The 25,784-nt window shown below is 54.5% G+C and carries 25 protein-coding genes and 1 pseudogene; 9 read left to right on the top strand and 17 right to left on the bottom strand.

The window, feature by feature from the left end; translation table 11 throughout:
- Positions 1-227: 227 nt before the first annotated feature.
- The 4 genes from tsf to rplM form a co-directional block, all read right to left on the bottom strand.
- Positions 228-1,226, bottom strand: a complete 999-nt coding sequence (gene tsf, locus C7120_RS05145) for a translation elongation factor Ts (protein WP_107620633.1) — start codon at positions 1,224-1,226, stop codon at positions 228-230.
- A gap of 38 nt (positions 1,227-1,264) precedes the next feature.
- Positions 1,265-2,140 carry a 30S ribosomal protein S2 gene (gene rpsB / locus C7120_RS05140; RefSeq protein ID WP_107620632.1) on the bottom strand — a complete coding sequence of 292 codons (876 nt, stop codon included), beginning with the start codon at positions 2,138-2,140 and terminating at the stop codon, positions 1,265-1,267.
- A gap of 167 nt (positions 2,141-2,307) precedes the next feature.
- Positions 2,308-2,694 carry a 30S ribosomal protein S9 gene (gene rpsI / locus C7120_RS05135; protein ID WP_107620631.1) on the bottom strand — a complete coding sequence of 129 codons (387 nt, stop codon included), beginning with the start codon at positions 2,692-2,694 and terminating at the stop codon, positions 2,308-2,310.
- 12 nt (positions 2,695-2,706) lie between these two features.
- Positions 2,707-3,168 (bottom strand): 50S ribosomal protein L13, encoded by a 462-nt coding sequence (rplM, locus tag C7120_RS05130; protein WP_107620630.1) that lies wholly within the window; start codon positions 3,166-3,168, stop codon positions 2,707-2,709.
- A 481-nt stretch (positions 3,169-3,649) separates the two neighbouring features.
- On the opposite strand from rplM, the gene C7120_RS05125 reads away from it, so the two are divergent.
- From C7120_RS05125 to C7120_RS05105, 5 genes are all read left to right on the top strand, one after another.
- A complete protein-coding gene (locus C7120_RS05125) occupies positions 3,650-4,369 on the top strand; it encodes a porin family protein (RefSeq protein ID WP_107620629.1) in 720 nt (239 codons plus the stop codon).
- A 295-nt stretch (positions 4,370-4,664) separates the two neighbouring features.
- Positions 4,665-6,101 carry a lipopolysaccharide biosynthesis protein gene (locus C7120_RS05120; protein ID WP_107620628.1) on the top strand — a complete coding sequence of 479 codons (1,437 nt, stop codon included), beginning with the start codon at positions 4,665-4,667 and terminating at the stop codon, positions 6,099-6,101.
- Between the two features lie 3 nt (positions 6,102-6,104).
- Positions 6,105-7,934 (top strand): glycosyltransferase, encoded by a 1,830-nt coding sequence (locus tag C7120_RS05115; RefSeq protein ID WP_107620627.1) that lies wholly within the window; start codon positions 6,105-6,107, stop codon positions 7,932-7,934.
- Positions 7,931-8,821 (top strand): glycosyltransferase family 2 protein, encoded by an 891-nt coding sequence (locus C7120_RS05110; protein WP_107620626.1) that lies wholly within the window; start codon positions 7,931-7,933, stop codon positions 8,819-8,821. Before C7120_RS05115 ends, C7120_RS05110 begins: the two co-directional genes overlap by 4 nt.
- Positions 8,821-9,732, top strand: a complete 912-nt coding sequence (locus C7120_RS05105; protein WP_107620625.1) for a glycosyltransferase — start codon at positions 8,821-8,823, stop codon at positions 9,730-9,732. Before C7120_RS05110 ends, C7120_RS05105 begins: the two co-directional genes overlap by 1 nt.
- 148 nt (positions 9,733-9,880) lie before the next feature.
- On the opposite strand, the gene C7120_RS05100 is transcribed toward C7120_RS05105, so the two are convergent.
- From C7120_RS05100 to C7120_RS05040, 13 genes and pseudogenes are all read right to left on the bottom strand, one after another.
- Positions 9,881-11,302: a DUF6080 domain-containing protein gene (locus C7120_RS05100; protein ID WP_107620624.1), complete on the bottom strand. Its 1,422-nt coding sequence runs from the start codon at positions 11,300-11,302 to the stop codon at positions 9,881-9,883.
- Positions 11,296-12,696, bottom strand: coding sequence for a DUF6080 domain-containing protein (locus C7120_RS05095; RefSeq protein ID WP_107620623.1), 1,401 nt, complete (start codon positions 12,694-12,696; stop codon positions 11,296-11,298). The genes C7120_RS05100 and C7120_RS05095 overlap by 7 nt, the downstream gene beginning before the upstream one ends.
- Positions 12,693-13,091 carry a GtrA family protein gene (locus C7120_RS05090; RefSeq protein WP_107620622.1) on the bottom strand — a complete coding sequence of 133 codons (399 nt, stop codon included), beginning with the start codon at positions 13,089-13,091 and terminating at the stop codon, positions 12,693-12,695. The genes C7120_RS05095 and C7120_RS05090 overlap by 4 nt, the downstream gene beginning before the upstream one ends.
- Positions 13,063-13,647 (bottom strand): HAD family hydrolase, encoded by a 585-nt coding sequence (locus C7120_RS05085; protein WP_107620621.1) that lies wholly within the window; start codon positions 13,645-13,647, stop codon positions 13,063-13,065. Before C7120_RS05085 ends, C7120_RS05090 begins: the two co-directional genes overlap by 29 nt.
- The gene (locus C7120_RS05080; RefSeq protein WP_107620620.1) at positions 13,644-14,522 is read right to left on the bottom strand and encodes a decaprenyl-phosphate phosphoribosyltransferase; all 879 of its coding nucleotides are present in this window, start codon (positions 14,520-14,522) and stop codon (positions 13,644-13,646) included. Before C7120_RS05080 ends, C7120_RS05085 begins: the two co-directional genes overlap by 4 nt.
- Positions 14,507-15,520, bottom strand: a complete 1,014-nt coding sequence (locus C7120_RS05075) for an acyltransferase (protein WP_107620619.1) — start codon at positions 15,518-15,520, stop codon at positions 14,507-14,509. Before C7120_RS05075 ends, C7120_RS05080 begins: the two co-directional genes overlap by 16 nt.
- Positions 15,501-16,610 carry an acyltransferase gene (locus tag C7120_RS05070; protein ID WP_107620618.1) on the bottom strand — a complete coding sequence of 370 codons (1,110 nt, stop codon included), beginning with the start codon at positions 16,608-16,610 and terminating at the stop codon, positions 15,501-15,503. The genes C7120_RS05075 and C7120_RS05070 overlap by 20 nt, the downstream gene beginning before the upstream one ends.
- The gene (locus tag C7120_RS05065) at positions 16,603-18,408 is read right to left on the bottom strand and encodes a phosphoethanolamine transferase (protein ID WP_107620617.1); all 1,806 of its coding nucleotides are present in this window, start codon (positions 18,406-18,408) and stop codon (positions 16,603-16,605) included. Before C7120_RS05065 ends, C7120_RS05070 begins: the two co-directional genes overlap by 8 nt.
- Before the next feature lie 168 nt (positions 18,409-18,576).
- Entirely contained in the window at positions 18,577-19,191 is a 615-nt protein-coding gene (locus tag C7120_RS05060) for a hypothetical protein (RefSeq protein WP_107620616.1), read from the bottom strand.
- Between the two features lie 527 nt (positions 19,192-19,718).
- Complete coding sequence (gene nadD, locus C7120_RS05050; RefSeq protein ID WP_233247027.1) at positions 19,719-20,387, bottom strand: nicotinate (nicotinamide) nucleotide adenylyltransferase; 669 nt, start codon at positions 20,385-20,387, stop codon at positions 19,719-19,721.
- A 21-nt stretch (positions 20,388-20,408) separates the two neighbouring features.
- Complete coding sequence (gene gmk / locus C7120_RS05045; protein WP_233247073.1) at positions 20,409-21,158, bottom strand: guanylate kinase; 750 nt, start codon at positions 21,156-21,158, stop codon at positions 20,409-20,411.
- A 60-nt stretch (positions 21,159-21,218) separates the two neighbouring features.
- A pseudogene (locus C7120_RS14125) lies at positions 21,219-21,458 on the bottom strand (endonuclease domain-containing protein); the annotation flags it as partial.
- A gap of 199 nt (positions 21,459-21,657) precedes the next feature.
- Positions 21,658-22,533: a YicC/YloC family endoribonuclease gene (locus tag C7120_RS05040; RefSeq protein ID WP_107620614.1), complete on the bottom strand. Its 876-nt coding sequence runs from the start codon at positions 22,531-22,533 to the stop codon at positions 21,658-21,660.
- A 111-nt stretch (positions 22,534-22,644) separates the two neighbouring features.
- Here C7120_RS05040 and tsaB point away from each other — a divergent pair, with 111 nt between their 5' ends.
- The 4 genes from tsaB to rimM are packed head-to-tail and all read left to right on the top strand — an operon-like array spanning position 22,645 to position 25,780.
- Positions 22,645-23,337: a tRNA (adenosine(37)-N6)-threonylcarbamoyltransferase complex dimerization subunit type 1 TsaB gene (gene tsaB / locus C7120_RS05035; protein ID WP_107620613.1), complete on the top strand. Its 693-nt coding sequence runs from the start codon at positions 22,645-22,647 to the stop codon at positions 23,335-23,337.
- 2 nt (positions 23,338-23,339) lie between these two features.
- Complete coding sequence (locus C7120_RS05030; RefSeq protein ID WP_107620612.1) at positions 23,340-23,939, top strand: DUF4290 domain-containing protein; 600 nt, start codon at positions 23,340-23,342, stop codon at positions 23,937-23,939.
- A 9-nt stretch (positions 23,940-23,948) separates the two neighbouring features.
- Complete coding sequence (murA, locus tag C7120_RS05025; RefSeq protein WP_107620611.1) at positions 23,949-25,259, top strand: UDP-N-acetylglucosamine 1-carboxyvinyltransferase; 1,311 nt, start codon at positions 23,949-23,951, stop codon at positions 25,257-25,259.
- Positions 25,259-25,780, top strand: coding sequence for a ribosome maturation factor RimM (rimM, locus tag C7120_RS05020; protein WP_107620610.1), 522 nt, complete (start codon positions 25,259-25,261; stop codon positions 25,778-25,780). The genes murA and rimM overlap by 1 nt, the downstream gene beginning before the upstream one ends.
- The last annotated feature ends 4 nt before the right edge of the window (positions 25,781-25,784 follow it).

Raw genomic sequence — 25,784 nt, 5'->3', positions numbered from 1 at the left:
ATACGGGAAGAAAAGAAGATGCCTATTGCCCAGAGGCGCCCGATGCCTTTATGAATAAAATAGGTAATGTAGACCCCTTATAGATGGAACATGAAGGTTAATCGACCACCGAACTCTTAACAAAGAGAGGGGCTATCGGGATGTTTCCGATAGCCCCTCTCAATATAATCTATACCTGACAGCTTGATGGAACAAGACCATCAAGGCAATTGTCTCATCGCCCTCGATTATTCGGAAGCGAGCGTAAAGCGCGTGTAAGCTACGATGGCAGCCTCCTTATCCTGATGCTTGAGCCACTCGTTAACGCTTGCCTTGTCGCCATCCCCGAACTGGAACTCTTGGTCAACAAGGCAATTATCCTTGAAGAACTTGGCCATACGACCCTTTGCGATATTCTGAATCATCTGCTCGGGGAGGTTGGCAGCCTTCTCCGCAGCCACCGTCGCCCGGATCTCACGCGCCTTATCGGCGTCCTCGCGGGTCAGCCAGCCTTTAGCGATATTGCTCTCGATGTGGTCGTCAGAGTCCACGAGATTAGCATTGATGCCAGCCTTCTTGATGGCGTTGAAGACCGCTTTCTCCACCTGTTCCTCTTTCGTCTTCTCAATGGCGACCTTCAGTTCCTCATCCTTAACAGACTGCGGAACGGAAGCCTCGTCAAGGGCAACCGGCTTCATAGCGGCCACCTGCATGGCAATCTTGTGCCCTGCCTCGGGAAGATTCTTGTTGAGCTGAACCATGGTGCAAAGCGTATGCTTGCCCATGTGGTCGTAAATCTCGATATTGGCACCTTCGAGGACATGATATCCGTCAAGTTCCATCTTTTCCCCGGTGATACCAGAGCGATGCGTAACGGCATCCTGAACTTTCTGCCCATCAGCCAGCACCAGCTCTTTCACCTCGTCGAGGGTATGGGCCTTAGCGGCGATGGCAGCATCCAGAATATCACTTGTAAGCTGGATGAAGTCCTTCCCGTTAGCCACGAAGTCGGTCTCACATTTCAAGGCGAGCGTCGCGGCGAAGCCATCAACATTCTTAACGAGTACGCAACCATTTGAAGTCTCACGGTCAGAACGCTTTGCGGCAATGGCAAGACCACGCTCACGGAGAAGGTCCTTAGCCTTGTCAAAATCGCCTTCAGCCTCTGTCAGGGCCTTCTTTACATCAGCAAGTCCCGCGCCGGTCATAGCGCGGAGCTTCTTAATATCTTCTATAGAAACAGCCATTTTCTTGAAAATTAATATTTAATATGAAATTAATAAAATTACTCTGCGGCAGGAGCTTCCTCCTCTGCGGCAGGAGCCTCTTCCTCCACGGCAGCCTCTACCGGTTCCTCAGCCTTAGGAGCCTCCTCCACGGGAACTTCCTTGCGGGCACGGCGGGCACGCTTCGGCTTTTCGTCGGCAACCTCTTCGCTCTGCTCATTAGCGGCTTTTTCGTCAGCTTTTTCTGCCTTACGCTCCTCAAGACCTTCCGCAATGGCAGCGCAGCAAGCATTCAGGACAACCTCAATAGAGTCCTTTGCGTCGTCGTTAGCCGGGATAACATAGTCGATATCACTCGGGTTTGAGTTCGTATCCACCATCGCAAATACGGGGATGCCCAGACGAACGGCCTCCTTCACGGCAATATGCTCTTTCATGACATCCACCACGAAGAGCGCGGAAGGAAGGCGTGTCAGGTCGGCAATTGAGCCAAGGTTCTTCTCCAACTTGGCGCGCTGGCGGGTAATCTGCAGCAGCTCGCGCTTTGAGAGGTTGGCAAAAGTGCCGTCGTTCATCAGCTTATCGATGTTTGTCATCTTCTTAACAGCCTTGCGGATGGTAGGGAAATTGGTGAGCATACCGCCCGGCCAACGCTCGATTACATAAGGCATGTTAACGGAAGTGGCCTTGTCAGCCACAATCTCCTTGGCTTGTTTTTTAGTAGCGACAAACAGGATTTTCTTTCCTGACTTAGCGATGCCCTTCAAAGCCTCGGCAGCCTCGTCGATTTTAGCTACCGTCTTATTCAGGTCGATGATATGAATGCCATTGCGCTCCATGAAGATATAGGGAGCCATAGCTGGATTCCACTTGCGGCGGAGGTGGCCAAAGTGGCACCCTGCCTGAAGTAACTGGTCGAAATTTGTTCTTGACATTTCTTCTTTCTTTTTAATTGTTCACTTTCCTTTTAATTCTATTTGCTCAGAATCAATCCATGGGTAATCGCACGGAAAGCGAGTCGCACGGATTTAGATACTAAACGACAGTTCAGTTTATCATGCCGGGCGAAGGCGGCGGCGCCACGCTCCGACCCCACAGGATATTAACGCTTACTGAACTGGAAGCGGCGGCGAGCCTTGGGCTGACCCGGCTTCTTACGCTCAACGGCACGAGAGTCGCGCGTGAGGAAGCCTGCATCCTTCAGCTGTTTCTTATCTTCTGCGTTCACCTTGACGAGTGCGCGGGCAATGGCGAGGCGAAGAGCCTGGCTCTGTCCTGTATAGCCGCCGCCGTCAAGATTAACCTTGATATCATATTTCTCAGCAACCTCAAGCAGCTGCAGTGGCTGCTTAACCACATACTGCAGGATTGCTGATGGGAAGAATACGGTGATATCCCTCTTATTGATTGTGATCTTACCGGTACCCTCAGAAAGGTATACACGAGCTACAGCGCTCTTGCGGCGACCAATTGCATTGATTACTTCCATCTTGATTCCTTATTATTTATACTGGTTAATATCGATTGACTTTGGCTTCTGGGCTTCCTGCTGATGCTCTGAACCTTCATAGACATAGAGGTTTTTGAGCAGAGCGCGGCCGAGAGGACCCTTTGGCAGCATACCTTTCACTGCGTGGCGGAGAATGCGCTCCACACCGTTCTTACGAGTGCGAAGTTCCGCCGGCGTGTTGAAACGCTGACCGCCGGGATAACCAGTATAGCGAGTGTAAACCTTATCGGTTTCCTTCTTACCTGTGAAAACCACCTTTTCGGCATTGATAATGATTACATTGTCTCCACAGTCCACATGAGGCGTGAAGTTTGGCTTGTACTTTCCGCGAAGCAACTTGGCTACTTTTGTGCAGAGACGACCAACAATCTGGTCGGTGGCATCCACTACCACCCACTCCTTAGTAGCTGTTTCCTTGTTCACGGAAATAGTCTTGTAACTTAAAGTGTTCATCTTAAAATTTAAATTTTACTACTAAAAAACATTTTTCCTTACTAATTCCAGCAGAGACCTCACGGCGCCTCCAGTCTAAAAGAGACCATCCATGGCTTTCGCTCTGCCGCACGGCTGATTCACTAACCGCGCCGTCCGGCCAAAGGCGACGCTATTAACACAACCATGTCTTGGGGCTCTAAGCGTGCCCCAATCAATCGGATTGCAAAATTACTCATTATTTATAAATCAGACAAGGGCAGCAGGAGACAAAACGAACGGATTTATAAATTATTAACAAAATTAAGTTTCTTTATCCCTTTCCGTTATTGGAAGTACAGGAAAAAACAATCTTGGAGAATGCGGGCGATAAACGCTGACAAGCCCGGAAGTAGTCCCAGGAAAATCTTTTTTATACTTTTTTTTCCTGAAAGCCTTGGTGCAGAACGAAAAAAATCATACCTTTGCTGCCAGAATTTGGAACTTTAATATATAATAAACAATGAAGAAAACAATTCTATTCCTGCTGTTTGCTCTTTCCGCGAGCGGCATTCACGCACAGACCGGCAAAGGAAAGCTCACTCTCCAGCCCCGTGCGGGTCTCACCTTGGGCAACCAGGCGGGCAGTCTCACAGATGGTTCTAAAATCAAGCCAGGCTTCACCGTGGGTTTCGACTGCGAATACGGGCTCTCCGACCGGTGGTCGCTGTCGGCCGGACTGGCCTATGCCCAGTATGGCGACAAGGCCAATAATGCCATTGGGACACTGGCAGAAGAGAATGGAAAACAGGTTGTCTATATCATCAAGGCCGACAATGTGCGCGAGGACTTGGACTTCCTCACATTGCCCGTACAGGCCAACTTCTATGTATGGAAAGGCCTTGCCCTGCATGCCGGGCTACAGGCCGGCTATCTGCTGCGGGCTCACGAGAAAGGCACTTTATACTCCGCAAAGCTGTCGGAGCTGCCTTCCGGAGACACAGGACTTATCAACTTCGATCCAAACAATTCCTCTTGGACGAGCACTTATGTAGACATCTCTGCGAAGGATGCCGTTCGCAAGTTCGACCTCAGCATCCCTGTGGGCATCTCCTTCGAGTACAAGCATGTCGTGCTCGACGCCCACTATCTCCTCGGCCTCACTGATCTCGACAAGAGCGGGATAGGTTCTTCGCGCAACAGCGTGTTCACCTTCACCCTCGGATATAAGTTCGGGCTCTAAGCCGAACCGCCCATACTGCCCTTTCGGACCGCCTGAATTTGGCAAAAAGAGTCCGCAAAGGGCAGTTTCTTTTTTCGTTTTAGGGTCTTTCTCGTTTTTTTTACCTATCTTTGCGCCTATATAATATAAGGTATAGGAACAACAGGAGCAGGCGCAAGAACAGAGACCACCGTCTTAGCTTCTTAACTCCCTAACTCCTTCAACTCCTCAATACTGCGGAGCAAGGAGGCGCGGAGCAGACTCATGTCTTATCTCCTTTACTTCCTTTACTCCTTAACTCCTAAGAAGAGAGTCCATGTCCGAATCCCTGAAAGAGAAAACGATAGGTGCTTTAATATGGAATTTCGCCGACCGCTTCGGTCAGCAAGCCTTGCAGTTCGCCGTCGCCGTCATCGTGGCCAACATCCTGTTTCCCGACGACTACGCCCTCGTGGCCATGCTCGCCATCTTCACCGCCATCGGCAACCTCATCGTAGAGAGCGGCTTCGGGGCGGCTTTGATTCAGAAAAGGCAGGCCGACAACCGCGACTTCAGCACCGTTTTCTGGTTCAACCTGGCCATGAGCCTCCTGATCTATGCCCTCCTGATGGCGGCCAGTCCGCTCATCGTGGCCTATTTCCACGAGCCCCTGCTCACGAGGCTTGCCGCCGTGGTGTTCCTCGCCCTGCCCCTCAATGCCACCATGCTGATACAGAACACCCTGCTCAACAAGCAGATTCGCTTCAGGCAACTGGCCAAAGTCGACCTCCTCTCGATGCTTTTTTCGTCGACATGCGCCATAGGCATGGCGGCCGGCGGCTGCGGCGTATGGACGCTGGCATGGCAACCCGTAACGCTCGCAGCCTCCAAGAGCGCCTTGCTCTGGTTCTGGAGCGACTGGCGTCCTAAGCGTTATTTCAGCTTCCGGCTGCTCCGCGAGCTTTTCGGATTCTCCTCCAGTCTGCTCGCCGCCGGTCTCGTCAACACCGTTTTCCTGAATATCTACTCCCTCGTGCTGCCTAAGCTCTATCCAAAACGCGAACTCGGCTACTTCACGCAGGGAAATAAGATCTGCGATCCCATCGTGAGCCTCATCTACGGAAGCATCCAGAACGCCACCTACCCGATATTCTCGGGCATCCAGGACGAGCACGACCGACTGATAAACGCCTATCGCAAGTCGATTCGTTTCACGGCCTTCCTCACCTTCCCGATGATGTGCGGAGCCATCGCCGTGGCCCCCGCCCTCTTCCGCCTGTTGTTCAAGGAAGCCTGGTGGGCCGCCATGCCGTTCTTCCAACTGCTCTGCATGGGCGGCTGTTTCACGATTCTCACGGCCATTAACAACAATTTTATCAAGGTGAGCGGACGCTCGTCGGGCATCCTGAAGATAGAAATCTTCAAGATCGCCCTCACCGCCGCGGCCATCGCCCTGTTCTTCCGTCAGGGCGTATTGACGATGGTGGGCGGACTCATCAGCGTCCGCCTCTTCGTCTATATCATCAGCATGGCCTATACCCAGCGGTATACGGGCTACCGGCTCACGCACCAGCTGCGCGACATCCTGCCCTATCTGGCCGTCTCGCTGTTCATGATGGCCGCGGTGTGGAGCGTGAGCCTCGTCGTCGCCCACCACCTCCTGCTGCTCGTCTGCCAGCTCATCACGGGCATGACGGTCTATTTCCTCATCGCCTACCTCAGCGGAAGCAAGATATTGCGGGAGTCAATCGAACTGCTGAAAAGAAAGAAATAAGATATGGAGAACCCGATCAAGGTGAGCGTGCTGATGCTCGCCTACAACCAGGAGAAATACATCGACGAGGCCATCCGCAGCGTGGTCTTGCAGCAGACCTCGTTCCCCATCCAACTGATTATCGGCGACGACCACAGCGGCGACGGCACCCTGGCCCGCTGCCGGGCCTGGCAGGAACTGTATCCGGAACAAATCATCGTCCACGAGAATGCCCGGAACCTCGGACTGGCCCGCAACTTCATCGAGACCTACAGCCTCGCGAGGGGGCAGTACATCGCCGTCTGCGAGGCCGACGACTATTGGACCGACAGCCGCAAGCTGCAGATACAGGCCGACTTCATGGATGCCCATCCGCAATACAGCATGTGCTTCCACCGTGTGGTGAACTTCTACGAGGCCGACGGAACCAAGAGCCTGAGCAACGGCGGCCAGAAAGAGACCGTCTCCCTGCACGACTTAGCCCTCTGCAACCCCATCACCAATGTCTCCGTATTCTATCGCCGGGGGTTCTTCGGGCCGCTTCCCGACTGGATGGACAGGGTTACGAGCTACGATCTCGCCATGCACATGCTCAACGCACGGTATGGAGATGCCTACTACATGAGACGGGTGATGGCCGTCTACCGCAAGCTCGAGACCAGCATCTGGACAGGGGGAGACCGCAAGAAGCGTGCCCTCATCTCCCTGAAAAACCGCGACCTGCTCATCGACTACTTCCAAGAACGCGACCGGGAGGTCTATGACCTTCTCCGCAAAGCCAACGCCCGCAACTGCCTGAACCTGTCCACTCAGTTGAAAAGCACGGACGGGAAAGCTGACGCCGAGGCTTTCGGGCAACTTGCACGGCAATACATGCCCGAATGGACAGAAGCCGACATCACGAGGGAAACAGGGCATTTGAAGGCCGCGGAACAAGGATTCTCGCCCCTGAAACGCATGATGACCCGGGGGCGGAGGCTCGTTTCAAGACTCCTCCCCCTGCCCCGGATCAAGGAGCCGGCCGCGGGAGCCATCGTCTTCGTGCCCGCCGGAGGCCTCGGCAACCGTATGAAAGCCATAGCCGCAGCCGTCCGGCTGGCCCGGGAGAGCCATTCCCGGCTCACTGTCCTGTGGTTTGAGGACTGGGGATTAGGCTGCCGCTTCGACCAGCTCTTCTGCTCCATAGACAGCATGGGGATATCGCTCCGGCAAGGTTCGCTCGCCGACAAGATGCTCCGCGACCGCCCCCGCAAGCGCAACTTCCGGCTCCCACGCCTCTTCCAGAAACTCTTCTTCAACGCAAGGATGGACGAAGGGGAAGCCACCCGACGGATGTATGAGGGCTTCGACTTCACCCCTTGGGCGAAAGGCAAGAGGGTATGGCTCGCCAGCCATGTGTATTTCATGGCGAAAGACATTCCCGACAATGCCTTCGACGGCTTCCACCCCATTGCCGAACTGCAGCGGCGAGTCGACGAGGCAACCGCCGACTTCCACGGAAAAGTGGTCGGCGTGCACATCCGTCGCACCGATCAGGAACGCTCCATACGGTATAGCCCCACCCCGATGTTCGTCGCCCGCATGCGGGAGGAGCCCGACGACACCCGCTTCTATCTGGCTTCCGACGACGAAGAGGTGAAGGCCGAGCTCCGCAGAGAGTTCCCCGGCCGCATCCTCACCCTGCCCCGGAAAGCCGACAGAAGCTCGCTCAGCGGTATGGAAGACGCCCTCGTGGAACTCTACACCCTGTCGCGCACCCGCAGAATCATCGGTTCCTTCGGCAGCACCTTCTCCCTGACGGCCGCCGCCATAGGACGAATCGAAGTGGAAATCATCAAAAAAGACCCATCATGAAGATACTCGCCATCATTGTATCCTATAACTTCACGAAGTGGATGGATAAGTGCCTGGGCTCGCTGAAGGCCTCCTCGGTGCCGGTAGACATCATCGTTCTGGACAACGGCTCCAAGGACGACACCGTGAAGACCCTGCGGGAACGCTACCCGGAGGTAACCCTCATTGAAAACAAGAGCAACCTAGGGTTCGGCAAGGCCAACAACATAGGTCTTCACAAGGCCGACCGTGAGGACTACGACGGCGTGCTCCTGCTGAACCAGGACGCATGGATAGACACCAATACCCTTGCCGCCCTCACGACCGCCAGCCGCAAACATCCCGAATACGGAATCCTCTCGCCCGTTCATCTCACGGGCAGCGGCGACAAGATAGAGCATGGCTTCAGCGCATACAGCGGTCTGAGCGACCTCCACCGGCTGCCCGAAGACGAGGTAACAGAGGTGCCCTTCATCAATGCGGCCATCTGGTATCTGCCGATGAGGGCGCTCCGCGAGGTGGGATTCTTTGCCCCCATCTTCTATCACTACGGCGAAGACAAGGACTTGGCGAACCGCATGCTCCACTATGGATGGAAGACAGGTTTCACACCCGCCGTCTTCGGCTACCACGACCGTGAGTTCCGCCAGCAGACGAGACGGTCGTTCTTCCGCACGGAGCGTGTCTATCACCTCTCGGAATACGCCAATATCAACCATTCCTTCGGCAAGGCCTTCGCCCCGGGCGTGCTGGCGGTGGGCAAAAAGGCGCTCCGGTCATTCGCCAAAGGCCGTTGGGGCTATGGGCTCACCTATCTCTCCATGGCTCTCGCACTGCTCTTCCGCACCGGCGAAGTCATCAAGGCGCGCGAACTTTCACTGCATGTCGACCTAAGAAACTATGTATAATGGAACCAGCACCGATCTTACTTTTCGTATACAACCGCCCGCAGCATGTCAAGCGGGGACTGGCCTCACTCCTGCAAAACGCGGAGACCGGCAACTCTGAACTCTATGTTTTCTCAGACGCGGCACGGTCGGCGGCCGATGAGGACGCCGTCAGGCAGGTGAGGGAAATCGTGCGCGGCACCACCGGTTTCAAGCAAGTGCACATCATTGAGCGCGCCGAGAACTGGGGGTTGGCCCGCAATGTGATCGACGGAGTGTCGACAGTTGTCAACCGGCATGGGCGCGTCATCGTGCTCGAAGACGACCTCGTGGTGTCGCCATATTTCCTGCGGTTCATGAACGAGGCTCTCGAAACCTATGCCGACGAGCCCCGTGTGGGACACATCCAGGCGTGCGACTTCACACAAGACACGACCCTGCCCGACACCTTCCTCATCCAATGGACGGGAAGCTGGGGGTGGGCTACCTGGCAACGGGCATGGACACACTTCAATCCCGACGGCAGGGAACTGCTGCGGCAGCTGGAGGAAAGGAGACTCACGAGACGCTTCGATTTCAATGGAACCTACGGCTTCACCCGCATGCTGCGGCGGCAGACCAAGGGAAAGAACAACTCCTGGGCCATCCGCTGGAACGCCTCGCTCTTCCTGAAGGATATCCTGTCGCTGAATGTAGGGCGCTCCCTCGTCTCCAACGAGGGCCTCGACGGCTCAGGGACAAACTCCTTGTCGGGAGACCCCTATGTCTCCCGCCTGTGGATGAAGCCGCTTGAGGTGAAGAAGATATCGCCCGTCGAGGAAAACGAAGCCGCCCGCAGCGCCTACGAACGCTATTACGGCCGCACCAACAATCTCTGGGTGAAGATTCCGAGACGACTCCGCAGCATGATCAAAGGCTACTTCCGATTCTGAGGGCAGCGGCAGGTTCGTTTCCTTGTAACGGCTTTCAGCGTGACAATATCGGCGAAATCGTGCGACGAAATCGGCGATTTTGTCGTTCAATCTCGCCGATTTCGCCATTCTCCTGACGGCCGGCAGCCCTGATGCCGGTCGTGCAGGGTCAGCTCAAGTGTGTCAGGATCAGACTGCCGTTATAGACGAGGAGATACAGGGCGAGTGCTCCCGCCGCCGCCCGCAACGCCCCGCGGAGCCATCCTCGGGCATCACGGAAGAGATAGCCCATGGCTACCGGGATGATGAAAGCCCACTGCGAGGTCATGATATAGACCTCGTTGATGCCGAAGCCCAGCACGATATAGATGGCCATGTCGAACGCAAACCACGAGAAGACGAGCCAGAAAAAGCGGCTGCGACGGGCGAGGAAGACGCCCGCGAGAAACAGTCCGGCCAGCAATCCCTCAATCCAATAGTGGTAATCCTTCTCATACGGCACGATCATCGGCCGCTTGTCTTTCATGATATCCTGAAGGAGGTTGGCCCTGTGAAGCTGTATCGACTCGCCGAAAAGATTCTCCACCACACTGCGCCAGCGGTCGGTTTCCTTGTCGGTCCATGCCATGAAGCCCTTTTTCGACATCGGGCGCCCTATCTTCGGGTGGGCATGATTCCGCACATACTGCTGATAGGCCAACCGCTTCAGCACCTTATTCGTGCCCGCACGAACCTCCGCGCTGTCCATTTCGGGATGCTGACGGCGGAACGCCTGATACACGCTGTCCTTGAAAAACCGGTCGCGAGCCTCCATCTTCCGGTGCGCCGCCGTCTCTAAAGGCTGTGCCCACACCTGAAACTCGAGCACGGCGATGCCCCACATCACGGCGGCGGGGAGGATGACGGCAGGCAGGAAGAACCGTGGACGGAAGAATCTGCGGCCGTTGGCGAAGAGTGCCGCGAGGAAAATCTTGACCCCGTTGTTGAGCGATACGCCGGCCGTGAAAAAGAACAGGAGCACGGTCTGCCATGCCGTCATCAGTCGTCGGCGCCCCATCTTCCTGCCCGCGATGTAGAGACAGATAAGCATCAGGCACATCGACAGATTGAAGTGGTCGGGCACCATGACGGTGAGGATGATGAAGGCAAAGGTGAAGAACAGGGCGGTGAGCAGCGTAGCGTCGAGGCGGCCGGTGCCTATCACCTCACGCAGGATGCGGTAGAGGAAGACGACGGAGTAGAATCCGGAGAACAGCTCAATCAGTGCCATGATGGGAACGGCACAGTTGATGCCCGTCAACGCCATCAGCCCCTGGTTCAGCAGGAAAGGAACGAAGCAGAAAACGGCCAGCAGCGGATGGCGGTAGATGTTGAACTCCCATCCGTGCCAGTCGCTCAAGATGGAATAGGTCCATGCGTCGAAGCCTGAGATATGAAAGGTGTCGCGGGCAAGGTTGTGATAATCAGCCAACGGCTGGGACAGCACGGGAAAGTATTCCGCTACCACCAAGGCGTTCAGCATGCCCACGAAAAGCAGGGCGACGAGGGCCAGCCACCGCTCCTCGGGCCTTATCTTGAATATCTTCAGCATATCATGTAGTCGATTATAAAATATCCGTTATAAACATATAGGTAGAGAGTGAGCAGCACGAGCAACGCCCTGAAGAGCCTCCGGGGCAAGGGAGCCAGGGCCTTCAGCAGATAGCCGACGGCAATGGGGATGACAAAGATCCAGTGCGCCGACATGATGTAGACCTCGTTGATGCCGAAGCCCAGGACGATGTGGAGCGTCAGGTCGAGCGCAAACCACGACAGGGCAAGCCACAGGAAACGACTGCGATGGCCGCATCCAATGCCCAGCAGGAGGAGCAGCACCAGCAGGCCCTCCGCCACATAGTTGAAAGCCCAGCGGTATTTCACGACCATCGGGCGTACCCGATACTCGTCCTGCAGCAAGTAATCGGGGTGAAGCTGGATGCTCTCACCGAAGAGATTCTCCACGATTGACTCCCATCGGGGCGTGGTCTTGTCAGTCCAACGCATGAACTGACCCTGCATGAACGGCACGCCTTGCCGCACGCGCTTCCTCGGTGCTGGCTTCGGAGCCTCCTTGCAGGTGGTATCACCCGTTTTCTGACATAACTTGGAGGCCTCTGCCAGACGGATGGAGTCGAGACGAGCCTTCTCTGCCTTGCGCATGGCCTGTTGTGCATGGCGGGCGTTCTCATGGGGAGCCACCAGATAGTGGTATTCATATCGTGCGCCCATCCATAGCAGCAAGGCCGGCAAGAAGACGGCAAAAAGCAGGTAGCGAACGCGGAAAAAGCGCCCTCGGTTTACGAAAAGACCTGCCAAGAAGACCTTCAGACCGTTGTTCAGGGAGATGCCCGCCGTAAAGAAAAACAGCAGCAGGGTCTGCCAGATGCCCATCGCCTTCCGCTCTTTGATCAGCATTCCCGAGACATAGAGCGTCAGCAAGAGCGCGAACATGGAAAGGATGAAGTGGTCGGGCACCATCGCCGAGAGCATCACGAAGGCGAAAGAATAGAGGAAGAAACTGAGCAAGGCAGAGTCGAAGCGGCCCAGCCCGATGATGTCCCGGCATATCCGGTGCAGGAAAATGAAGGCATAGAAGGCGGCGAAGACGAGCATCAGGGCGACGATGAACTGCACGCAGTTGATGCCGAAGAGTGCCATGCAGCCTTGATTGACGACATACGGCACCCACATGAGGAAGCTCAGGAGCGGATGGCGATAGACATTATAGCGCGCTTCCCAGTCTGAAACGACATAATAGGTTATCGGGTCGAAGCCCGAGACATGGAATCTGCCGATGAAAAGGTTCCAGTAATTGTCCTGAAGCGGCGTGAAAAGGTCGACATATTTGAGAATTACCAAGGCGTTCAAAGCCGTCAGCAGGAGCAGGGCCGACAGCGCGATCCAGCGTTCCTCGCGCCTTATTTGAAAGAGACTGCCTGTCTTCATCGCTTCAGAAAGTATCTAACCAATAGGAAATTCACGGGCACGCAGACGCAGAACATCGGTATCGGAGCCACCTGCTTGCCGACTCCCAGCCAGAGAAAGAACTGCAAGGTGAGCATCTGGAGCAGATAGTTTACCCCATGGGAGAGCAGGAACCCCACCCCGTGCCTGACATTCGCCGCCACGCGGAAGGTGAAATGCGTGGAGGCATAGAAGTTGTAGAGGAAGCTGACGATGTATCCCCCCGTGAGGGAGAGCCACGGACTGAGCCAATGCAAGCATATCCAGTATACCAGATACTGAATCAGCGTGGCGGTGATTCCTACGATTCCGAAACGCACCACCTCGCCTAACCACAGCCTCCTGGTTTCATCCAAACGGCCTAAAATATCCTTCATCCGCATATTCCAGCATCTCCTTGTCGCCCCGACTGTCGCCGAAAGCCACGATATAATACTCCTCACGAGGGGCGGCAAGCACCTCCCGGAGGCGGTTCACCTTCTCCTCGCCATAGCAATTGGGGGTCAGGAACCGACCCGTGAGCCGACCGCCGGCCGTCTCAATCCTCGTCCCCAGCACCGTAACGGACGGGAAGAAGGGCTGCACCCAGTTGTCGATGCTCGCACTCACGATCACCACCTGTGCTCCCTGCCGACGGCCCTCGGCCATCTTCCTGGCGGCTTCCGGCCGTATCAAGGACGATCTTTTCTCCGCGAAAGAACGGCATAGGGCGTCGAAATCCTCTGTTGTCCTGCCGCTGAAAAAATAAGAGAAGACCTTCTGCTTGACCTTCCAGTTGGGATACAGGCGCAACTTCATGAGTACGAGCAGCGGGCTATAGAGCAAAAATCCACATACAAACCGACCGCTTCCGCAGGCAAACCGGATGAACGCAAGCAGCGAGTCGCACCGGGTAATCGTACCGTCGAAGTCAAACACCCACAGCTGTCTCATGCCACATAGATGATGAAAAGGAAGGATGCGAGCCATGCCAAGACCACCAGCTGGGTAAAGCGGTCTTTCAGAATCACCTTCGTCGGGTCGCCGCTTCGCTTGTCCACCACCGCTATCTGGATATAGCGAAGCAGTCCCGCGAGCACGAACACGGAAGTCAGATACAAATGATTGGACCTGAAATGACCAACCACCTCAGGAGAAACGGTATACATGATGTAGCATACCAGCGTTACCGAGGCTGTGATGGTGATAGCCTGATTGATGAAGGTAAGATTATACCGGATGGTATTCTTTCGCGGCGCGACGCCCGTCTCGTCCATTTTCAGCACATCATCACGCCTCTTCGCGAAGCTAAGGAACAAGGTCAAGAGGAAGGTCATGAGGATAATCCACTTGCTGAGCACTATCTCCGCGGCAATGCCTCCTGCCAGAATGCGAAGCACGAAGCCGAAAGCCACGATGCAAACATCCACGATGGCATACTCCTTAAGCTTCAAACAATAGGCCACATTCAGGGCAAAATAGAGGACGATTACTCCTCCCACCTCCAGCTGATGGTTAGGAAGCAGGAACAAGACGGCCAGTGAAAGCGCGAACATCACTATCATGAAGGCGTAGGCCTGGGTGATGGTTACCGCACCCGAGGCTATCGGCCGCTTACATTTCACGGGATGCCTGCGGTCGGCCTCGACATCACGAATGTCGTTCAGACAGTATATCGACGAGGCGACAAAGCAAAAAGAGACAAGCGTGATGACGCCCGCAAAGACAGCCTCGGCATTCAACAGGGCTCCTCCGAAGAACAGGGGCACGAGCACAAAAAGGTTTTTCACCCATTGGCGAAGCCGTATCAGTTTCAGAATATTTTGCATATCGTATTTCTTTTCAGGATAAACGCAATGGCATGCTGCAGCATCCATGCCAATGGAATGCTGATGGCGACACAGCTTAACGCCTTCGCCCAATAGGTCCAACCCAACCTTTCGAGGTGTGGCAGCACGAATTGGGCGTGGATGAGGTAAATCTCAAGGCTCAAGGAACCTACGAATGCCAGTCCCCGAAGGAGCCACCCTCCGGCATAACTGAAGATTCCGTCAAGCAGGAGGATGCCCGACAGCGTCATCGGAATATACAGCATGCGCTCCAGAAAGAGAGGGAAACGCCCGTGAAGGTTCTGCTCCAGATAGACACACGACGCAAAAGTCATCACGAACAAGAGAAGAATCAGCCACAGGGAGGAGGCTTCGAGCCTGCGCTTCTGCCGCACCCATTCGGCACAGTTGATGCCAATGAAGAAGATAGGAACACGGCTCCAGAAGATTTCAATATGCCCCAAGGCCTGATGAACAGGTGTTATATACTGCACAACGACACACCAGACGATCATGGCAACCGCCAGCCATCGATAGACCGGATGCCTGCGTATGAGCATCATGTATGGCGGAGCGAGGAGATAAAGCACCAGGATGGCGGGAATATACCAGAAAGTGAGCTCATCGTGAATCCAGAAATCCCAGTTAACGGTGATGTCGCCTATCAAATCCAACAGGCTTGATGAGAACTTCCGGCCGCCCAGATAGTCGGGAAGATAGAAGAGCGTGGCCATGACGAGCCATGTCGGATAGACGCGGAGGAGGCGTCGCTTGTAGAAATGGGTTATCGACGGCATTTTCAACCACGAGAACCAAAGTCCCATTCCGCTAAGAAAGAAGAACAGGTCGACACCCACATTTCCCATCCTCCGCAGCCCGAAGAAGGCATCGCTGCGGGACAAGCCCACATGAAAGAGGATGATGAAGAGAATGGCTGCTCCCATCAGTTCGCCACGATAACGGGATATATCGGCAAATTCAATCTCCTTCAGCTTCATCTTTCAACTTCATTTTGGGATTAGGAATGCGCTTCATGAGCTCCTTGAAAAGCCACGCCACACAAATGCTGGCCATGATATAGAGAATCAGCCCTGTATAGATATCGCCCTGGCGACTGATGGGGATGAGAACCTTCCGGATGATCGGGTGGCAGACGAACAGCGCCGCGCTGATGCTGCCCATCCATTCCAGAGCGTCAAAGGCCATTCCGGGGACACCGCCGGACAACCCCGCAAGCCACTTGACGAGGCAGACGCTCGCTCCGCAAACGGCCAGAGGCACTACCGCCCATGCCACAAAGTCGTAACTCAAAACCACGGCCAACGCCGAGCACAGCAAGAATCCGCCGAACAGCTGACGGCCTTTGAGGCCCACCTGCCCTATCAGTCGTCCGCCATATCGCGCATAGAGCAGTCCCGCGCCGAAAGGAAGCATGCCGCCCATGAAGTTATATCGGTAGCGGTTGAGCTCCTCACTCTCGGGCATGAGGCAAAGTTGTATGCCAAGGCAGACCAGCGTCAATCCCGCCGTCCATCCCCAATGCCGCTTATAGAGCACGAGGCGATAGACGATATAGAGCTGCAGCATGAGGCCGAAAAACCAATACGGACCCGGCCAGATCATATGGTCGGGATCGGGAAGGAGGTTGTTCAGCATCAGCAACTGCGACACGACCTTCACCACATCGTAATGCCAGCTCCGCGGAGTGATGGCATCCACGAGGACGAAAGCCACGAAACCCACGATCATCATCTTGAATAACTTGAGGTAATGATACCTCACGAAAGGCACCACCGGCACCCGCCGGGGAGAAGCCAACTCGTATTTATTCACCAGGCCGAAGGCACTCAGGAAAAGGAATATCGGCACCCCGTAGTGGCCGAAGAAAGAAAACAGATGAAGAGGAAGGTTTGCGTCAGGATGCGAGAGCACCTGACTGAACACATCCACATTATGTCGGGCGAAGGTATATTCGTTCTCCTTCACGATGGGCCTCAGCCAATGGCAGTAGTTATGGAGGAAAATGCCGATGATGGCAAGTCCCCGAAGGGCATTGCACTCTGCCCTTGTAAGCAGCTCCCTACTCATTTCCGGCCTCCTTTCTCAACTTGTCGTAATCGGCCGACGACTTCAATATCCGCGGTCGCAGCTCGTTGTAGTCCGGACTCAAGATGTTATATTCCTCATGATAAGCGGGCGCGGATATACCCGCCAGATACAGCAGCATGTGCGGCAGGGCGTCGGTCATCAGCCTCCTGTTCCTTGCCTGTATTATCTCGTGGTAGATTTCCGGGTGCCTCACGGCATAGGTATGCGTGCAGTAAATCCAGAAGGGAATCTCAAACTCATATTTCGCAAGGTCGTAGTCGACGACCGCGGAGTGGTTGCGGCACACGATTCCACGCGTTCCCTCATAGCATTCCTCGCCATGGTCGGGCATGTAGATGACAACGGCATCCTCCTTTTCAAACCGCCGACATATCTCGTCGACCACCGAGTCGTTGTAAAGACAGGCATTGTCATAATAGCTCAGCATCTTGCGCTGTCGCGCCGTGAGCTCAGGCCGGCGCTTCTCGTAGTCGGCGGCAGAGAACTTCGCCCGGTCTCGGGGGAACCGCAGCTTGTAGCCCACATGCTGCCCGATGAGATGGAATATCGTCAGGTTATGCTTTCCGAGGCGCCCCTTGAGGCGGTCGTAGTCCTCCAGGAGTCCCTCGTCAAACCTGTGAAGCTCGGTGTTGCGCGTGTCAAACTGCTCCGCGCTCAGCTTCGGGTTGTTCAGGAAGAAACCGCCGCTGAAGTCGTAGACAGCCTCCTTGGCCTTCGGCAGGAACTGATTGGTGAGGAAAGACACATGATAGCCCGCCTTGCGAAACACCTCCGTGAAGAGCGGATAGTCGCACCACTCCCCCCGCTGGCCGATGACATGCATCGAGAAGACATTCTTGAAGACGAAGCTCGTCAGGTTGTAAGGCGATACGACATCGCTGAACTTCACGAGCAGGCCCGTCTTCTCGCGCGCCGTTTGCCGCGGCGTGGTGGGCATGAAGTAGCCGTATTGCTGCGAGTGGTGCTTGCCGTAGCTCTCGCCGATGATGAGCACGATGTGCGGCGACCGGAAGGAGCAGCCGTCTACCTCAATGTTCTCGCTTGTCTTTATCAACCGCGCAATCTGTTTCGCCGCCAGCGAGTTGGCATAAATGCTGAAGACAAGGCGATAGAGAGGCGTGTAGAACACCGCGTGGCCGGGCTCCGTGAGCGTGTGCTCCACATCGCCGATATTGCGGTTGGCATAAATCTTCGCGGTGGCTTTCTTGTTCGCATAGCTCGAGAAACAGCTCCACACGAAAAGGCCGATGACGAGGAGGCCGAGCCCGGGCGACAGCCTGTCGAAGAAAGGCTCTGCCTTCGCCCGAATCCACTTCTGCTTCCATGCCCCCACGGCATGCAGCGCGGCCAGCAGGAGCACACTGCCCACCGGCGAGAAAACCACCTCCGGCGAGAGATACTGCCTCAGGAACTCGCCCGCCTCGCGGCTATTGGTCTCGCCCACGAGCAGGAGCATGGTAGGCGTGAGCGTGGAGCCGAACTTCCAGAAGCAGTAGACATCCACCACGGCCACGGCATAGAGTACCCCGTAGAGCAGCCGCCGCACCCATCGGCGGATGCCTTCGGGCAGCAGGGTAAGCACCACGCACACCACATAAAGGTCGAGGAAAAGCTCGAGATAGAGGTTCCCGTAAAGACGGATGCCCGGCGCCCGGACGAGCGTGAGCCACTCCACCACCACGCCAAGCGCATACATAGACACGAAGAAAGCGGCGTTCGTCCTAATGGGACGCAGCCCCAACGCGAGTATCCGACCTGCCATATTTCGCAAATTCATACGGTTTTTCCCTGTTTCAGATGCAAAGTTACACTAAATTCAGCGGAAAAGCAAATAAAACATAGTTTTATTCCCTCGCCGCAGCTTTCGCCCGCCACGCCGCGAAAAGCAGCCGCCGTGCTCCGGAGCAGCCTCTGCCCTACCGGCAGAAAGCCTTTTTCAATCCTGCTACCGGATTGAAGGCTTGAACTTTATCCTGGGCACAGGTCCTACAATCGGCTTAATGTCGTCATCCCACAAATCAGGAAGCACCCGCACGGAATCCTTTCCGTGCACTACCAGCAGATAGTGCTTGTCGGAAACGCCGACGCCCATATCCTCTCCCACGATGCTGCCGTAAGCCTGCTTCAGCGGTGTCTGCCGCATGAATCCGTCGCTGCGGGAGGGCACGAAGACCACCTTGCCGCCCAACACGAAGTAGCGGCTGGGGTAGCAATCGCCCAAAGACCACTCGCCGCCATCGAAAGCAAACTGATATGCAGGGCAGAAGAGGAAGATGTCGTTGTGGACATTGACGCCGTTAGATGTCATTCCTTCATCTTTGAAGAGCCCGGTACTCTTCAAGATGAAAGCCTTGTGGGCGGGAAACTGAGCCATGAACTGCCGCATCGTGCGCAGCAGGCTGGGGCGCATCTGGGCGGTGTCCATCAGCGTAAGAGGCGACAGGTCGGGACTTGCAGACGACTTTTCCGTCTTGCCGGAACCGCAGCCTGCAATCAACAGGGCCGTGAGGGCAAGGGACAAAAGCATGCGCACGGCACTCTTAAAGATTGATTTTTCCATCTCTTAGGTTTTAAAGGGTTTGTTTTTCCGCAAAGATAAGCATTATTTCGCAAAGTCGGTGCTCCTGCTGAAAATATTTGAAAGCGAGGAAATGGGCAGGAAACATTCTCACGAAAAACAAAGACAAAGAGAAAGGAAAATGAGGGTTTTCCTTGCAAAGAGACATTTTGAAATGTTGCGCAAGAAACCGCATTCCGGAATGGGAGTAGCCTTAAAATAGACTCCAAAACACCCCCTATTTTACAAAAGACGGCCTTTTGGTCGCCTTCTAACGGTCTCCGACACTCCTCCTAACGGCTTCCGACCTTCCTCTTTGCCGTCTTTTACAACGCTGTTTGCCGTTTCCTGCAAGCAAATTCGCGGTCAAAAGCAAGCTGCGAAACGCCTCCCATTTTACAATGCCATGATTATCATAAGTTTAAGAAATCACAAATTCAGCCCTGTTTTGAGACCGAAAGTAGGGTTGGTGGATTTCGCGGGAGTTAGGGACGGACAGGAATTATCAAAATGTCAGAGGCCGCCTCTTGTCAACGATAATATTTTTTGACACTCTCGAGGATGCACCCGGGCACTAACCGGGCAATGTCCTTTCCCTCTCTCACGCGTTTCCGGATTTCCGTAGAACTCATTTTATAGAGCCGGGTATTTATCAATCGTACCCCTTGGGGCATCGCCGACTCATCCACGGGACAGCCCTCCCGGGGATAGACCACGACCTCATAGTTCCGGAGAATATCCCCGGCGTGATACCATTTGTCCCATTTCAGCCAGTTGTCGGCACCAATAATCAGGACAAATTCTTTCTCGGGATGGTCTTTTGAAAGATGCCGGAGCGTATCCCAAGTATAAGACGGCTTGGGCAGATGAAACTCATAGTCGCTCGCCACAAGGCCCTGCATGCCGGAGAGAGCCGCCCGTGCCATCTCAAGGCGCAGGTTGTCCGCAAGCAGGTCGGTGTCAGTCCTCTTAAAGGGGTTCAGCGGCGTTACCAAGAACCATATCTCATCGAGCTTTGCCTTGCGGAGAATCTGGCGGGCAAGGGCGATGTGCCCCTTGTGAATCGGGTTGAAAGAGCCGCCGAAAACGCCGACGCGAGAAGAAGCAGAGCCGTCCCGGTTCGCCCCAAAGAGCCTGCCCCGCTCTCCCAAAGGGAGGGACAAGGAAACATGCTTCATATGATTGTAGGTTCCCATCATCCCATTTGTGGATTTAAGAGGCTATGCCTTCCCTCCCCTCGGGAGGGTTGGGGCAGGTGTTGGGGTTGCCTTCCCTCTCTCTTGGAGGGAGTCGGGGTGGGGGTTCAGAAACTCTTTTACAATCCTGTAAGTTTCCTCCTTGGCCTTCTCAAGGTCGTCGTTGACGACCACATGGTCGAACTTCGGCGCAAAGGTCATCTCATAGGAAGCCTTTGAAAGACGGTCTCTGATGGCGTCCTCGCTATCCGTGTCGCGGTCTCGCAGCCGCTTCTCCAGCTCTTCGACGGAAGGGGCCTGCACGAAGATGCTCAACGCCCGGCGACCGTAATACCGCTTGATGTTGCAGCCACCCTTGACATCGACATCGAAGACCACATTCTCTCCCCTCCGCGTCTGCTCCTCCACCTGCGACTTCAGCGTGCCGTAGAAGCGATCGGCATACACCTCTTCGTATTCCAGAAACGCTCCCTCCTGGATCTTCTGGCGGAATTCTCCGGGCGTGAGGAAAAAGTATTCCACGCCGTTACGCTCCGTCCCGCGGGGGGCGCGGGAAGTGCAGGAAACGGAGAAGGACAGTCGCAACTCAGGATGAGCCGACATGAGCCATTGCACCAAGGTGCTCTTGCCCGAACCGGAAGGAGCGGAAAAGATGAGCAACCTGCCCCGAGCCTCCTCAAGGGAGGGGGAACTTTGGACTAAGGATGGCGCTGTCGGACCATCAGGAGCATTCCGGGATGCCCCAAGGGAGGGTGTATTATCTTTGGTTTCCATTATCGTTTGCCTTATGTTTTGTAAAATATGATCTATACCTGCACCAACTTCTTCGTTGCTGAAGCGAACCATCCTGTATCCCTGTCCTTGCGGTTCTTTGGTGTGCTCTGCGTCTTTTGCCGGCTGTTCACCTTCAAGATGGCATCCTCCATCTAACTCGATGATTCACTTTTTGCGCAAACCGACGAAATCGGAAATATATCCGCATATCGGATGCTGCCGCCTGAAGTGGGAGCCCAATCGGTTGTCGACAAGCCTTTCCCATACGGGGACTTCTGCCGGCGTCGGGTGATCGTGCATCCATTTGGCTCGCTCCAAGGGCAACAGGCAGGACTCCCCGTCCGTAGTCTCATGCCTACATCTCACGGTTTTACGGTTGTCCTCCCTCCCTTTGGCAGGAAGAGATCAGGAGAGTTCTCACTTCTTCCTCTTTTCACGATCCTATCCCCTGATTGGGGTGGGTGTGTCCTCCCCCTCTTTAGGAGGCTGGAGGCGGGTATTACAGTGCGTTCAGCACCTGCTCCTTGATCTGTTCCAACTCGTCTTTCATCTGCACCACGATATTCTGCATCTGCGCATTATTGCTCTTCGAGCCCGTCGTATTAATTTCCCGACCCATTTCCTGGGCAATGAATCCCAGTTTCTTGCCGTTCGGATGATTCTCGGCCATGGTCTCGCGGAAGTATTTCAAGTGGTTGGTCAGACGCTGTTTCTCCTCGCTGATGTCGAGTTTCTCGATGTAATAAATCAGTTCCTGCTCCAGCCGATTCTGACTGTAGTCGGCCTCCGGAATCTGTTCCAGCCCCTTCAGAATCTGCGCCTTGATCCTCGGAACCCGTTCCCGCTCGTAAGGCTCGATGCTCGCAAGCAGCTTTTCGATATTGTCCACCTTCTCGCTAAACTTCTTTTCGAGGGCCGATCCCTCCTGCCGGCGATAGGCAATGATGTTCTCGAGAGCCTGGCTGATGGCTTGTTCGGCAGCCTTCCATTCCTCGTCTTCAAGCTCCTCAACCACCGTGTTACTGGTTACATCCGGCAATCGCAACAAGGTGTAGAACCAATCCCGGGGCTCTGGAATACCCGTCTGAACGGCTATCGACTTGATTTGACGATAATAATTCTCAACAAGAGGTGCATTGATAGGGGACGCCTCGCTGTCCGCGTCCTGCTCCGTCCAGATGGCAAAGTCGACCTTTCCTCGTTCAAGAGCCTTGACCAGCATCTTGCGAATCTCCATTTCTTTCTCACGATACAGAGGAGCTATGCGGGTGGAGAGGTCTATCGCCTTGCTGTTCAGTGATTTTATCTCAACATGAATTTTCTTATGCTTATAGGTTACGACCGCTTTCCCATAACCTGTCATTGATTGTATCATAGGCTTTGATTTCTTATATTTTCGGCAAAAATACAAAAAATACGGGACAAAGGGGAGCTTATTCGGAGAAAAAAGAGTAAATTTGCATTTTATTAGAGCTAAAAAATAATTATGTCTTGCATCTTAAACATAGAAACAAGCACCAACATCTGTTCCGTGGCTGTCAGCGTCGACTCTGCCTGTGTCTTTGAGAAAGAAGACCGAGCCAGCATCAATCACAACGAGCAACTCGGCAACTTTGTGGACGAAGCACTGTCGTTCATCGACAACCATGCCGTCCCCATAGACTTTGTTGCCGTCAGCAGCGGCCCCGGGAGCTATACCGGGCTGCGCATCGGAACCTCTATGGCCAAGGGCATCTGCTATGGGCGCGACCTGAAACTGGTGGCCGTTCCGACCCTGGAACTGCTCTGCGTCCCCGTCCTGCTGCGCGAAATGGTGAAAGAAGACAACGCCTTGCTCTGTCCGATGCTGGATGCCCGCAGGATGGAAGTATATGCCCAGGTCTTCGACCGTACCTTGAAGGAGGTGCGCGAGATTCGGGCGGACATCGTGGATATCGACACCTACAAGGAGTTTCTCGACCAGCGACCCGTCTATTTCTTCGGGAACGGAGCCGAGAAGTGCATGGAGGTCATCAGCCACCCTAACGCCCGCCTGATAAAAGGCATCGAGCCGTTGGCAAAGAACATGTTCCCGCTGGCCGAAAAGAGGATTGCCGTGCAGAAGTTTGAGGATGTGGCCTACTTCGTGCCGATGTATCTAAAAGACTTCGTAGCAAAGAAACCCAAGAAATTACTATAAGAATGAATATAGAAGGATTAGACTACAATACCCAGAGAGAGAAGCTCGTACTGCCCGAATACGGACGCGAGCTACAGAACATGGTAGATTACTGCACTGGCCTGGAGGACAAGAAGGAACGCCAGAGGTGCGCCGAGACCATCATCGCCATCATGAGCCGCATGTTCCCGCAGAACCGCGAGAACGGCGACTTGACGCAGAAACTTTGGGACAACCTCGCCATTATGAGTGGCTTCAAGCTTGATATCGACTGGCCTGTCGACATCTCCGATGCCAGGATCATCAACAAGAAGCCAGCCCCGATGGAATATCCCATGACCCAAATACCCGTTAAACATTATGGCAAAATGATTTTCGAGCTTTTCGAGAAGCTCAAGACCATGGAGCCGGGAGAAGAGCGCGACGAGCTGATAGCCCTCACGGCCAATCAGATGAAGCGCAACCTTTATCAGTGGAGCCATGGCTCTGTCGACAACGAGAAGGTTGCCTCGGATCTTGCCAACTATACAGACGGCAAGGTGCAGCTGGACTTAGACAGCTTCACTTTCGAGAAAATCGTTCCCCGGACGGACGACAATGGTAAGAAAAAGAAGAAAAAATAACACAGGCTTATGGAGTCATTCATCATAGAAGGCGGCCATCCCCTGAAAGGAGAAATCTCTCCGCAGGGTGCCAAGAACGAAGCTCTTGAGGTGGTTTGTGCTTGTTTGTTGACAGCAGAGCCAGTAAGAATCAAGAATATACCCAATATTCTGGATGTAAACAACCTCATCCTGCTGCTCAAGGACATCGGGGTAAGCGTCAAGAAGAATGCGCACAACGACTTCACCTTTCAGGCAAAAGACTTGAATCTGGACTATCTGGAGAGCGACGAGTTTGTCAGAAAGTGCGCTTCGCTCCGCGGCTCCGTGCTCATGATAGGGCCTCTTCTGGGACGATTCGGCAAGGCCATCGTGGCACAACCCGGCGGCGACAAGATTGGCCGGCGGCGTCTCGACACCCATTTTCTTGGGTTCAGGCACCTGGGGGCTAAGTTTGTACACATCGAGGAGCGCAATGTGTTTGAAATCCAAGCCAAAAAGCTCAAAGGCTGTTACATGCTCCTCGACGAGGCTTCGGTAACCGGAACGGCCAATATCGTCATGGCTGCCGCCATGTCCAACGGCACCACGACCGTCTATAACGCAGCCTGTGAGCCTTATATACAGCAATTGTGCCATCTATTGAACGCCATGGGGGCCGAGATCAGCGGCATCGGAAGCAATCTGCTGACCATTGTTGGTGTAAAAGAGCTGCATGGAGCAACGCATACGATACTGCCCGACATGATCGAAGTCGGCTCTTTCATCGGCATGGCGGCAATGGTGGGCGACGGAGTGCGCATCAAGAATGTCTCTCTCCATAACCTCGGGATTATCCCGGAGGCCTTCCACAGACTGGGAGTAAAGATGAAAGCAGAGGGCGACGACCTCTTTATTCCCGGACAACCACACTATGCAGTCGACTCGTTTATCGACGGTTCCATCATGACTCTTGCCGATGCGCCATGGCCGGGGCTGACTCCCGACCTGCTATCGGTGCTCATCGTGGTGGCTACCCAATGCCGCGGGAGCGTGCTCTTCCATCAGAAGATGTTCGAAAGCCGGCTCTTCTTCGTCGACAAACTCATCGACATGGGTGCACAGATTATCCTTTGCGATCCCCATAGGGCCGTCGTCATCGGACACGACCATAAGACCCGTCTCCGTGCAGGACGCATGACAAGTCCGGATATCCGCGCCGGAATCGCCCTCCTGATAGCTGCCATGAGTGCCAGCGGTATCAGCCGTATCGACAATATCGCGCAAATCGACCGCGGATACGAGAATATCGAGGGTCGGCTGAACAAGCTCGGGGCCAACATCAAACGCGTAGAAAACTAATGATCAAGCAGGAAGAAGTCTTCAGGATAGGCAAGCTGGGCAAGCCGCATGGCGTAAAGGGAGAGATTAGCTTCATGTTCGACGACGACATTTTCGACCGTGCGGACGCCGAATACCTTATCCTCGAAGTTGACGGCATCCTCGTTCCGTTCTACATCGAGGAATATCGCTTTCACGGAAACAATGCTGCCTTGATGAAGTTTTGCGGCATAGAGACACAGGAACAGGCACGAGAACTGACCGGCTGCAGCGTCTTTTTTCCCCGCAAATTGTCAAACAGCGACGAAGGGGAGGTGTCTTGGAGCGAGATCGTAGGTTACCGGCTTATGGACACAAACACCGGAGAAGTCGTGGGAAAGATTACGAATGTGAACGACTCCACCATCAATATTCTCTTTGAGGTGATGACCACCGGGCAAAGAGAAATATTGATTCCGGCCAGCGAAGACCTCATCCAAAGCATCGATACAGCACGAAAAGAAATCAAGATCAACCTGCCCGAAGGCATTTTAGATCTGTAATATA

The organism is Prevotella sp. oral taxon 376, assembly GCF_003043945.1.
Classification (GTDB): domain Bacteria; phylum Bacteroidota; class Bacteroidia; order Bacteroidales; family Bacteroidaceae; genus Prevotella.
The sequence above is the reverse complement of the archived record's forward strand: the minus strand, read 5'-3'. Positions and strand labels throughout refer to the sequence as shown.

What these genes read in the sequence shown, in the direction of transcription:
- tsf (WP_107620633.1), bottom strand. Translation starts at nt 1,226, where the DNA reads ATGGCTGTTTCTATAGAAGATATTAAGAAGCTCCGCGCTATGACCGGC.
- rpsB (WP_107620632.1), bottom strand. Translation starts at nt 2,140, where the DNA reads ATGTCAAGAACAAATTTCGACCAGTTACTTCAGGCAGGGTGCCACTTT.
- rpsI (WP_107620631.1), bottom strand. Translation starts at nt 2,694, where the DNA reads ATGGAAGTAATCAATGCAATTGGTCGCCGCAAGAGCGCTGTAGCTCGT.
- rplM (WP_107620630.1), bottom strand. Translation starts at nt 3,168, where the DNA reads ATGAACACTTTAAGTTACAAGACTATTTCCGTGAACAAGGAAACAGCT.
- C7120_RS05125 (WP_107620629.1), top strand. Translation starts at nt 3,650, where the DNA reads ATGAAGAAAACAATTCTATTCCTGCTGTTTGCTCTTTCCGCGAGCGGC.
- C7120_RS05120 (WP_107620628.1), top strand. Translation starts at nt 4,665, where the DNA reads ATGTCCGAATCCCTGAAAGAGAAAACGATAGGTGCTTTAATATGGAAT.
- C7120_RS05115 (WP_107620627.1), top strand. Translation starts at nt 6,105, where the DNA reads ATGGAGAACCCGATCAAGGTGAGCGTGCTGATGCTCGCCTACAACCAG.
- C7120_RS05110 (WP_107620626.1), top strand. Translation starts at nt 7,931, where the DNA reads ATGAAGATACTCGCCATCATTGTATCCTATAACTTCACGAAGTGGATG.
- C7120_RS05105 (WP_107620625.1), top strand. Translation starts at nt 8,821, where the DNA reads ATGGAACCAGCACCGATCTTACTTTTCGTATACAACCGCCCGCAGCAT.
- C7120_RS05100 (WP_107620624.1), bottom strand. Translation starts at nt 11,302, where the DNA reads ATGCTGAAGATATTCAAGATAAGGCCCGAGGAGCGGTGGCTGGCCCTC.
- C7120_RS05095 (WP_107620623.1), bottom strand. Translation starts at nt 12,696, where the DNA reads ATGAAGACAGGCAGTCTCTTTCAAATAAGGCGCGAGGAACGCTGGATC.
- C7120_RS05090 (WP_107620622.1), bottom strand. Translation starts at nt 13,091, where the DNA reads ATGAAGGATATTTTAGGCCGTTTGGATGAAACCAGGAGGCTGTGGTTA.
- C7120_RS05085 (WP_107620621.1), bottom strand. Translation starts at nt 13,647, where the DNA reads ATGAGACAGCTGTGGGTGTTTGACTTCGACGGTACGATTACCCGGTGC.
- C7120_RS05080 (WP_107620620.1), bottom strand. Translation starts at nt 14,522, where the DNA reads ATGCAAAATATTCTGAAACTGATACGGCTTCGCCAATGGGTGAAAAAC.
- C7120_RS05075 (WP_107620619.1), bottom strand. Translation starts at nt 15,520, where the DNA reads ATGAAGCTGAAGGAGATTGAATTTGCCGATATATCCCGTTATCGTGGC.
- C7120_RS05070 (WP_107620618.1), bottom strand. Translation starts at nt 16,610, where the DNA reads ATGAGTAGGGAGCTGCTTACAAGGGCAGAGTGCAATGCCCTTCGGGGA.
- C7120_RS05065 (WP_107620617.1), bottom strand. Translation starts at nt 18,408, where the DNA reads ATGAATTTGCGAAATATGGCAGGTCGGATACTCGCGTTGGGGCTGCGT.
- C7120_RS05060 (WP_107620616.1), bottom strand. Translation starts at nt 19,191, where the DNA reads ATGGAAAAATCAATCTTTAAGAGTGCCGTGCGCATGCTTTTGTCCCTT.
- nadD (WP_233247027.1), bottom strand. Translation starts at nt 20,387, where the DNA reads ATGATGGGAACCTACAATCATATGAAGCATGTTTCCTTGTCCCTCCCT.
- gmk (WP_233247073.1), bottom strand. Translation starts at nt 21,158, where the DNA reads ATGGAAACCAAAGATAATACACCCTCCCTTGGGGCATCCCGGAATGCT.
- C7120_RS05040 (WP_107620614.1), bottom strand. Translation starts at nt 22,533, where the DNA reads ATGATACAATCAATGACAGGTTATGGGAAAGCGGTCGTAACCTATAAG.
- tsaB (WP_107620613.1), top strand. Translation starts at nt 22,645, where the DNA reads ATGTCTTGCATCTTAAACATAGAAACAAGCACCAACATCTGTTCCGTG.
- C7120_RS05030 (WP_107620612.1), top strand. Translation starts at nt 23,340, where the DNA reads ATGAATATAGAAGGATTAGACTACAATACCCAGAGAGAGAAGCTCGTA.
- murA (WP_107620611.1), top strand. Translation starts at nt 23,949, where the DNA reads ATGGAGTCATTCATCATAGAAGGCGGCCATCCCCTGAAAGGAGAAATC.
- rimM (WP_107620610.1), top strand. Translation starts at nt 25,259, where the DNA reads ATGATCAAGCAGGAAGAAGTCTTCAGGATAGGCAAGCTGGGCAAGCCG.